The sequence below is a fragment of the Streptomyces sp. NPDC059564 genome (genome assembly GCF_042735575.1).
Lineage (GTDB): Bacteria > Actinomycetota > Actinomycetes > Streptomycetales > Streptomycetaceae > Streptomyces.
This window is the reverse complement of the sequence record NZ_JBHWBP010000333.1, coordinates 1-8,492: the sequence shown is the minus strand read 5'-3', so window position 1 is coordinate 8,492 and position 8,492 is coordinate 1. Positions and strand designations below refer to the sequence as shown.

The 8,492-nt window shown below is 74.4% G+C and carries 8 protein-coding genes; 7 read left to right on the top strand and 1 reads right to left on the bottom strand.

Translation table 11 applies throughout. The annotated features are described in order from the left end of the window. The 4 genes from ACFV0Q_RS34005 to dnaG all read left to right on the top strand — a co-directional run. Positions 1-386: CbiX/SirB N-terminal domain-containing protein (locus tag ACFV0Q_RS34005; RefSeq protein WP_385010749.1), on the top strand; the 386-nt coding region annotated here is incomplete at its 5' end. A gap of 56 nt (positions 387-442) precedes the next feature. Further along, positions 443-1,759, top strand: a complete 1,317-nt coding sequence (locus ACFV0Q_RS34000; protein ID WP_385010747.1) for a deoxyguanosinetriphosphate triphosphohydrolase — start codon at positions 443-445, stop codon at positions 1,757-1,759. A gap of 93 nt (positions 1,760-1,852) precedes the next feature. Then, positions 1,853-3,127, top strand: coding sequence for an NAD(P)/FAD-dependent oxidoreductase (locus ACFV0Q_RS33995; RefSeq protein ID WP_385010745.1), 1,275 nt, complete (start codon positions 1,853-1,855; stop codon positions 3,125-3,127). 35 nt (positions 3,128-3,162) lie between these two features. Further along, positions 3,163-5,070, top strand: a complete 1,908-nt coding sequence (gene dnaG, locus ACFV0Q_RS33990) for a DNA primase (protein ID WP_385010743.1) — start codon at positions 3,163-3,165, stop codon at positions 5,068-5,070. A gap of 19 nt (positions 5,071-5,089) precedes the next feature. Here the strand turns inward: dnaG and ACFV0Q_RS33985 are convergent, their stop codons facing one another. Then, positions 5,090-5,536, bottom strand: coding sequence for a gamma-glutamylcyclotransferase family protein (locus ACFV0Q_RS33985; protein ID WP_385010741.1), 447 nt, complete (start codon positions 5,534-5,536; stop codon positions 5,090-5,092). A gap of 170 nt (positions 5,537-5,706) precedes the next feature. Between ACFV0Q_RS33985 and ACFV0Q_RS33980 the strand changes: the two genes are divergently transcribed. From ACFV0Q_RS33980 to ACFV0Q_RS33970, 3 genes are all read left to right on the top strand, one after another. After that, positions 5,707-6,411 carry a hypothetical protein gene (locus ACFV0Q_RS33980; protein ID WP_385010740.1) on the top strand — a complete coding sequence of 235 codons (705 nt, stop codon included), beginning with the start codon at positions 5,707-5,709 and terminating at the stop codon, positions 6,409-6,411. After that, a complete protein-coding gene (locus ACFV0Q_RS33975; RefSeq protein ID WP_385010739.1) occupies positions 6,408-7,871 on the top strand; it encodes an ATP-binding protein in 1,464 nt (487 codons plus the stop codon). Before ACFV0Q_RS33980 ends, ACFV0Q_RS33975 begins: the two co-directional genes overlap by 4 nt. A gap of 203 nt (positions 7,872-8,074) precedes the next feature. After that, positions 8,075-8,492, top strand: a 418-nt coding sequence (locus ACFV0Q_RS33970; protein ID WP_385010737.1) for a hypothetical protein, incomplete at its 3' end; no start/stop codon positions are given.

Here is an 8,492-nt window from a genome sequence, read left to right as displayed (position 1 = left end):
TGGAGGCCGGCTGGTCCCCGGGCCCGGCGGTGGTGCTGGCCGCCGCCGGATCCCGGGACCCGGACAGCGCCGCCGACACCCGCCGCACCGCCGCCCAGCTCTCCGAACGCCTCGGCGCGGTACCCGTGCTCCCCGCCTACGCCTCCGGCGGCGCACCGGGCGTGCCCGACGCCGTCAGGGCGCTGGCCGCCCGGGGCCACCACTGGATCGCGGTCGCCTCGTACTTCGCCGCCCCGGGCCGCTTCTCCGCCGCGAGCGCCGCCGCCGCGCCGGGCCCGGCCGCCGCCCCGCTCGGCGACCACCCGGCACTGGCCCGCCTCGTCCTCCACCGCTACGACGAGGCCCTCGCCCGCAGCGGGGGCCACCGGGAACTGGCCACCGCGTAAAGGCGGTGTTCGTTCGGATTGCTCGGATTGTCGGTGTCTCCGGTTAACGTCTGAACATGGAAGGCACCACGCACGCCCCCGCCTACGAGTCCTACGACCCCTCCGCCACCGAGCGCTGGGCCCCCGAGCCCGACAAGCGCCCCGGCCGCACCGCCTTCCAGCGCGACCGCGCCCGCGTGCTGCACTCGGCCGCGCTGCGCCGCCTCGCCGGGAAGACCCAGGTCGTCACTCCGGGCACCCGCTCCTACGACTGGGACGCGAGCCCCCGTACCCGGCTGACCCACTCCCTGGAGTGCGCGCAGGTCGGCCGGGAGCTCGGCGCGGCCCTCGGCTGCGACCCCGACCTCGTCGAGGCGGCCTGCCTCTCCCACGACATGGGCCACCCCCCGTTCGGGCACAACGGCGAGGAGGCGCTCAACGAGTTCGCCAAGGACTGCGGCGGCTTCGAGGGCAACGCCCAGTCCCTGCGCCTGCTGACCCGGCTGGAGCCCAAGCGGTTCGTCACCGACCCGGAGAGCGGGACCCAGGTCAGCGTCGGCCTCAACCTCACCCGCGCCTGCCTGGACGCCGCCACCAAGTACCCCTGGGCGCGCGGGAACCACCCGACCGACCCCGGTTCGGTCAAGTTCGGCGCCTACGAGGACGACCTGCCCGTCTTCGAGTGGCTGCGGCGCGGCGCCCCCGCCGACCGCAAGTGCTTCGAGGCCCAGGTCATGGACTGGGCGGACGACGTCGCGTACTCCGTCCACGACTTCGAGGACGGTCTGCACGCCGGGCACCTCGACCCCAACCTGCTCTTCGCCGAGCCCGAGCGCGCCGCGATCTGGCGGGTCGCGATCGGCCGTTACGTACCCGCCGGCACCGCTCCGGAGGAACTGCGCGAAGCCCTCGACCGTTTGATGGAACAGGACTGGTGGCCGCACGGGTACGACGGCTCGGCGGTGGCCCAGGCCCGCCTGAAGGACGCCACGAGCCAGCTCATCGGCCGCTTCTGCCTGGCCGCCGAGGGCGCCACCCGCGAGGCGTTCGGCACCGGCCGCCTCACCCGCTACGAGGCCGAGCTGGTGGTGCCCCGCGAGGCGCGCAACGAGTGCGCCGTCCTCAAGGCGGTCGCCGACCTGTACGTGATGCAGCGCGACGAACAGGAGCGGCTGCGCGCGGACCAACGCATCGTCCTGGCCGAACTCGCCGAGGCCCTGAGCGCCCGCGCGCCCGAGGGACTCGACCCCCAGTTCCGGGCGATCTTCGACGCGGCGCCCGACGACAAGGCCCGCAAGCGGGCGGTCGTCGACCAGATCGCATGCCTGACGGACGCCGCGGCCCGCTCCCTGCACGCCCGCCTCACCAGACACGGCCGACGCGCCGAAGGGTGAGCCGATCGGGCCATCCCCCCTTCACGCGGCAGGCTCGGTGCGGGACGCTCGCATGTGGTCGCATGTGACGAAGAGGTTATGAGGAGGCATCAGGTGGTCGACGCACACCAGACGTTCATCATCGTCGGCGGAGGGCTCGCCGGGGCGAAAGCCGCCGAGACGCTGAGGGCGGAAGGGTTCACGGGGCGGGTGATCCTGATCGGGGACGAGCGCGAGCATCCGTACGAGCGGCCACCGCTGTCCAAGGGATACCTGGTGGGCAAGGACGACCGCGACAGCGTCTTCGTCCACGAGCCGTCCTGGTACGCGAGCGCCGAGATCGAACTGCACCTCGGCCAGCCCGCGGTCCACCTCGACCGCGAGGCCAAGACGGTGCGCCTGGGCGACGGCACCCTCCTGCACTACGACAAGCTCCTGCTCGCCACCGGCGCCGAGCCGCGGCGCCTGGACGTGCCCGGCACGGGCCTGGCCGGGGTGCACCACCTGCGGCGCCTCGCGCACGCCGAACGGCTGCGGGGCGTCCTGGCCGCCCTGGGCCGGGACAACGGCCACCTGCTGATCGCGGGCGCGGGCTGGATCGGCCTGGAGGTCGCGGCGGCGGCCCGCGAGTACGGGGCCGAGGTCACCGTCGTCGAACCGCTGGCCACCCCGCTGCACGCGGTGCTCGGCCCGGAGGTCGGCCGGCTCTTCACCGACCTGCACGCCGAGCACGGCGTCCGCTTCCACTTCGGGGCACGGCTCACCGAGATCGTCGGCCACGACGGCATGGTGCTGGCCGCCCGTACGGAGGACGGCGAGGAGCACCCGGCGCACGCGGTGCTCGCCGCGATCGGCGCCGCCCCCCGGACCGCGCTCGCCGAGACCTCGGGGCTGGCCCTGGTCGACCGGGAGCACGGCGGCGGGATCGCCGTGGACGAGTCGCTGCGCACGTCGGATCCGGACATCTTCGCGGCCGGGGACGTGGCCGCCGCCCACCACCCGTGGATCGGGTCCCGGCTGCGGGTGGAGCACTGGGCCAACGCCCTCAACGGCGGCCCGGCCGCCGCGCGGGCGATGCTGGGGCAGGAGGTCAGCTACGACCGGGTGCCGTACTTCTTCTCCGACCAGTACGACGTGGGCCTGGAGTACTCCGGGTACGCACCGGCCGGCAGCTACGACCAGGTGCTGATCCGCGGGGACGTGGGCAAGCGGGAGTTCATCGCCTTCTGGCTCTCCGGGGGCCGGGTGCTCGCCGGCATGAACGTGAATGTGTGGGACGTCACGGAGCAGATCCAGGCCCTGATCAGGTCGGGGCGCGCGGTGAACGCCGACCAGCTCACGGACCCGGAGGTGCCGCTCGACTCGCTGTTGGCGGCCCAGGGTGCCTGACCGGACCGCCCGCGCCCGGCCGTAGACTTGCGCGCGTGGCAGGACGGATCAACGACGACGACGTGAAGGCGGTACGGGACGCGGTCCCGATCGACGCCGTGGTCTCCGAGTACCTCCAGCTGCGCAACGCAGGCGGCGGCAACCTCAAGGGCCTGTGCCCCTTCCACGACGAGAAGTCCCCGTCCTTCCAGGTCAGCCCCAGCAAGGGCTTCTACCACTGCTTCGGCTGCCAGGCCGGCGGGGACACCCTCGACTTCATCATGAAGATCGACCACCTCTCCTTCTCGGAGGCGGTCGAGCGCCTCGCCGGCCAGGCCGGCATCACCCTGCGGTACGAGGAGGGCGGCTACACCGCCGGCACCAGCGGCCGCGGCGAGCGCATCCGCCTGGTCGAGGCCCACAAGGCCGCCGCCCTCTTCTACGCGGAGCAGCTCGGCGGAGCCGAGGCGGAGATCGGCCGCAGGTTCCTGGCGGAGCGCGGCTTCGACCAGGCGGCGGCCGAGCACTTCGGCGTGGGCTACAGCCCGGCCGGCTGGGACCACCTGACCCGGTTCCTGCGCGGCAAGGGCTTCAGCGACAAGGAGCTGATCCTCTCCGGGCTGGCCCAGGACAGCCGCAGCGGCAAGCCCATCGACCGCTTCCGCGGCCGCCTCATGTGGCCGATCCGCGACATCAGCGGCGAGGTCGTCGGCTTCGGCGCGCGCAAGCTGCGCGACGACGACAACGGCCCGAAGTACCTGAACACCCCCGAGACGGCGATCTACAAGAAGTCCCAGGTGCTGTACGGCATCGACCTGGCCAAGAAGGAGATCGCGAAGACCTCCCGGGCTGTGGTCGTCGAGGGCTACACCGACGTCATGGCCTGCCACATGGCCGGGGTCACCACCGCCATCGCCACCTGTGGCACGGCCTTCGGCGGGGACCACATCAAGATCCTGCGCCGCCTGCTGATGGACAACGCGACCGCCGAGGTGATCTTCACCTTCGACGGTGACGCGGCCGGGCAGAAGGCGGCCCTGCGCGCGTTCGAGGACGACCAGAAGTTCGCCGCGGAGACCTCCATCACCATCGCCCCGGGCGGGATGGACCCCTGCGACCTGCGGCTCGCACAGGGCGACGCGGCCGTGTCCGGGCTGGTGGAGGCACGGACCCCGCTGTTCGAGTTCGCCCTGCGGCACATCGTGGCCCGGCACAACCTGGAGAACCCGGCGGGCCGCGCTGCCGCGCTGGACGAGGCGGCTCCGGTGGTCGCCAACATCAAGAACATCGCGATCCAGCACGAGTCGGCGGTCCAGCTGGCGGGCATGCTCGGCATCCGCGACGAGCAGTTCGTCGTCAAGCGGGTCGCGCAGCTGGCGCGCTGGGCCCGCGACCGCGGCAACCAGCCGCAGCAGCAGGGCCGGGGCGGCGGCCGGTCCTACGAGGCCGCTCCCGCTTCCGCGCCCGCCGCGCCCGCGGGCGGTCCCGCCCTGAACCTGCGCAGCCCGGCGCACCGTACCGAGCGCGAGCTCCTCAAGCTGGCGCTCCAGCGGCCTGCCCTGGTCTCCCCCGCCTTCGACGCGTACGGGATGGACGAGTTCACCGCCCCGCCGTACGCGGCGGTCCGCCAGGCCATCCAGGACGCGGGCGGCGCCGCGCAGGGCACGGACGACTACCTGATCCGGGTCCGCGAGGCCGCGCCGAACGACACCGTCCGCGCGCTCGTCACGGAGCTGGCGGTGGAGGCCATCCACGCCAAGACGGTGGACGAGATCTACGCGGGGGTCCAGCTGGTGCAGGTCCGCCTGCGCGCGGTGGACCGCCGCGTCCACGAGATCCAGGGCACCATGTCCCGGCTGGGCCCGCAGGCCCCGCCGGAACAGCAGGCGGCGGTCCAGCAGGAACTGTGGGTCCTCCAGCAGTACGGACAGCGGCTGCGCAACCGCGGCGCCGAAGGGCTCTGAGCCCGGCCGGCAAAGCCGCCTAGACGCGGTCGCGGCGGAGCCAGTCGCCGCCGGGGATCTCGGTGCCCGATGCCGCGAGGCGCCGGGCCAGGGGGGCCGCCGCCAGGTAGACCCAGGCGCGGACCCGGCTGCCGTCGGGGCGGACCGGCGTCCGCACGACCCGGTCGTAGACGTTCCCCGGGCGGCCCGGGCCCCGGTACTCCTCCAGCAGGTCCAGCGCGGCCAGGAGCTCCCCGTACCCGCCCGGCGCCGGGGTGATCAGCTCCCCGGATATGACGGAGCCGGGGCGCTCCACCGCGTACGGGTAGCCGGGTCCCTCGTACAGCGCCGCGTCCGGCAGCCGGGCGGGCTCCTCGGCCGCCGTGCGGCCCCGCAGGAAGAGATCGTGGTTGACCTCTCCCGGCCGCAGCGTCCCGTACACGAAGAACGGCAGCACGCCGGATTCCGGCCGATCGACCGATGTCACAGGGCCCTCCCTCGACTACATGTGGGCAGTCCGCGGTCCGGGCCGAACGTCCCGTCCTTTCCGCGCACCACCACCGTACGCACCGCTGTTACACGTTCTCCCGGCCCCTGTGACGGTCGCCGACTACCGTCGGAATCCGCCCCCTCCCCCACCCCACGGTTCCCTCCCCCATGACGCGATCACCCCGCCGTTCCACCGCCGCCCTGCTGCTGTGCGCCACCGCGCTGGCCCTCGGCGGCTGCGCCGCACCCGACGGGCTCGCCGCGGGCGAGGCCGTCGCGCCGGTGTCCCCCCAGCCGCTGCCGGAGACGCTCTGGCCGGCCTGGGCCGACGACTCGCCCAAGGCCGCGGGCGTCGCGACCGGCACCCGGCAGCCGGCTCCGTCGCCGCTGCCGGACGGGCCCGAGGTGGGGCCGGAGGGCATGGCGGCGGTGAACGAGCTGGACGTCGTACGGGCCGACAAGCGGATGAGGCAGCTGCTCGGCAAGGGGAGGATCAACGCGCCCGGGCGGGCCGGGATCCGCCCGCGGGTCCTGCTCGACGTGACCGGTGACGGGAAGAAGGAACTGCTCGTCGCGGCCGACACCGAGACGGGCCGCACCGCGCTGAGCGTCTACGCCGCCCAGGGCGACCGGATCGTCCCCGTCCTGTTCACCATCGGGCGGCGGATGGCCGCCGAGTCCCTCGGCCGGGACCTGCTCATCCGCACCGCCGCCGACGACGGCTCCGAGCAGGCCGTCCGCTACCGCTGGGACGGCGAGCGGATGACGGTGGTCAGCGACGAGCGGCGCTACAACAAGACCCTGGGGACCCCGGGGAACGAGAGCCCCACGCCCGGGCCGGGCACCACCGCCGACGGGCGGGGCCCACGGTGAAGGCCCTGTTCCACCGCGGCCGCCGGCTGCTGCGGGCACTCGGCCTGCGCTGGAAGATCGCCGTCCTGCTGGCCGTCGGCTGCTCGCTGGTCGCGGTCACCATCGGAGTCCTGATCCACGAGGCGCGGGTGCGCCAGGTGGCCGACGCGGCCCGCAAGAGCGCCACCGAGCAGCTGATCCGCGTACGGCAGGTCTACGAGCTGACCGGCCGGCTCGACTTCGACAAGGTCGGGGAGGCGGGCGCCCGGATCGACTGCCCCGGCATACCGGCGGCGCTGCGCGAGGCGGCCCTGGCCGGGCGGCGGACCACCTATCTGGACCTGTCCGGACCGCACCCGGCGGTGTGGGCGGCGCGGCCGGTCGGCGGCGGGCAGGTGCTGACGGTGCGGCACTCGCTCGCCGACGAGCAGGCCGAACTGGCGGAGCTGGACGGGCAGCTGATCGTCTCCGGGACCGGGGTGGTGGCACTGGCGGCGGTCGGCGGGGCGCTGATGGCGAGCCGGCTCAGCAAGGACCTGCGGTCGGCCGCGGAGACGGCCCGGCGGATCAGCGCGGGCGACCTGGACGCGCGGATCGGGCCGTCGGGGGTGCCGGGGAGCCGTAACGAGGTGGCCGAGCTGTCCTCGGCGGTCAACACGATGGCGGCCAGCCTGCAGCGGCGGCTGGAGGCGGAGCAGCGGTTCACCGCGGACGTGGCGCACGAGCTGCGGACCCCGCTGACGGGGCTGCACACGGCGGCCGAACTGCTGCCGCCCGGGCGGCCGACGGAGCTGGTGCGCGACCGGGTCGCGGCGCTGCGGACGCTGACGGAGGACCTGCTGGAGGTGGCCCGGCTGGACGCGAACCGGGAGGAGGCACGGCTGGAGGAGCACCGGCTGGGTCCGCTGGTCGCCTCGATCACACGGCGGTCGGGCGTGACGGCGGAGCTGATCGGCGCGGACGAGCGCGGGCCCGCGGAGGGCCCGGGCAGCGCGGGCAGCGCGGGCAGCGCGCACGGCAGCAACGGCTCGGGCAGCGCGCACGGCGCAGAGGGCGCGCAGGGCGGCGTGAACGGCGCTGAGAGCAGCGCGAAGGGCGCGCGTTACGGCGCGGCGGGCGGCCCGGAGGGCGCGGACCGCCCGGGCGCCGGCGGCGGTGTGCGGGTGCGGACCGACGCGCGGCGGCTGGAGCGGATCCTGACGAACCTGCTGCTCAACGCCCGGCGCCACGGCGCCGGCCCGATCACCGTGACCGTGTCCGGGGCCTCCGTGACCGTACGGGACCACGGACCGGGCTTCCCCGAGAGCCTGCTGCGGGAAGGTCCGCAGCGTTTCAAGACGGGCGCGGCGGAACGCGGCCAGGGCACCGGGCTCGGCCTGACCATCGCGTTCGGCCAGGCCCAGGTGATCGGCGCCGTGGTGGCCCTGTCGAACCCGGCCCCCTCGGGCGCCGCCGCCTCGGTGACCCTCCCGAGGGCCTGACGCGAGCCGCTGACGCGACCCCCTGACGGAGGGCTCCGTCACCCGGACGGGGCGGGGGGACCCCGATGGCCTTCCGCAGGTCCTGACGTGCGCGGATGCCCTCCGGCAGGGCACTCCGCGACCGATCTGACGGACAATCAGCAGGCGCTCGCCCGGCGGGCCGGTTTTCCTCGGAACACGACCCCGTGTCCCCAGGAGTTCCCATGCGCCGCAGCACCGCCCACGTGCTCACCGCCACCGCGCTGACCGCCGCCGCCTTCGCCGGCCCGGTCGCCGGCGCGGTGGCCGCCGCGGACCTCGGCATGGCCGGATTCGCGCCCGGGGACTTCGCCGTCCTGGAGGTCTGGCCGAAATCCGCCTCCCCGGGCACCACCGTCACGGTGAACACCAAGGCCTGCGGCCCCGGCAGCCGTGCCGAAGGCGACGCCAGCACGGTCGGCGGCGGCCGCTTCAAGCTGGTCCCCGGCACCCACAAGGAAGTGGTCGAGGGGCAGTTCCAGGTCCAGCACGGCCTGCGCCCCGGCACCTACGGCATCGGCGCGACCTGCGCGAACGGCAAGTTCGCCACCGGCGACCTGGTCGTCTCCGAGCGCGGCCCGCAGGGTCACGTGCACTCCGGGG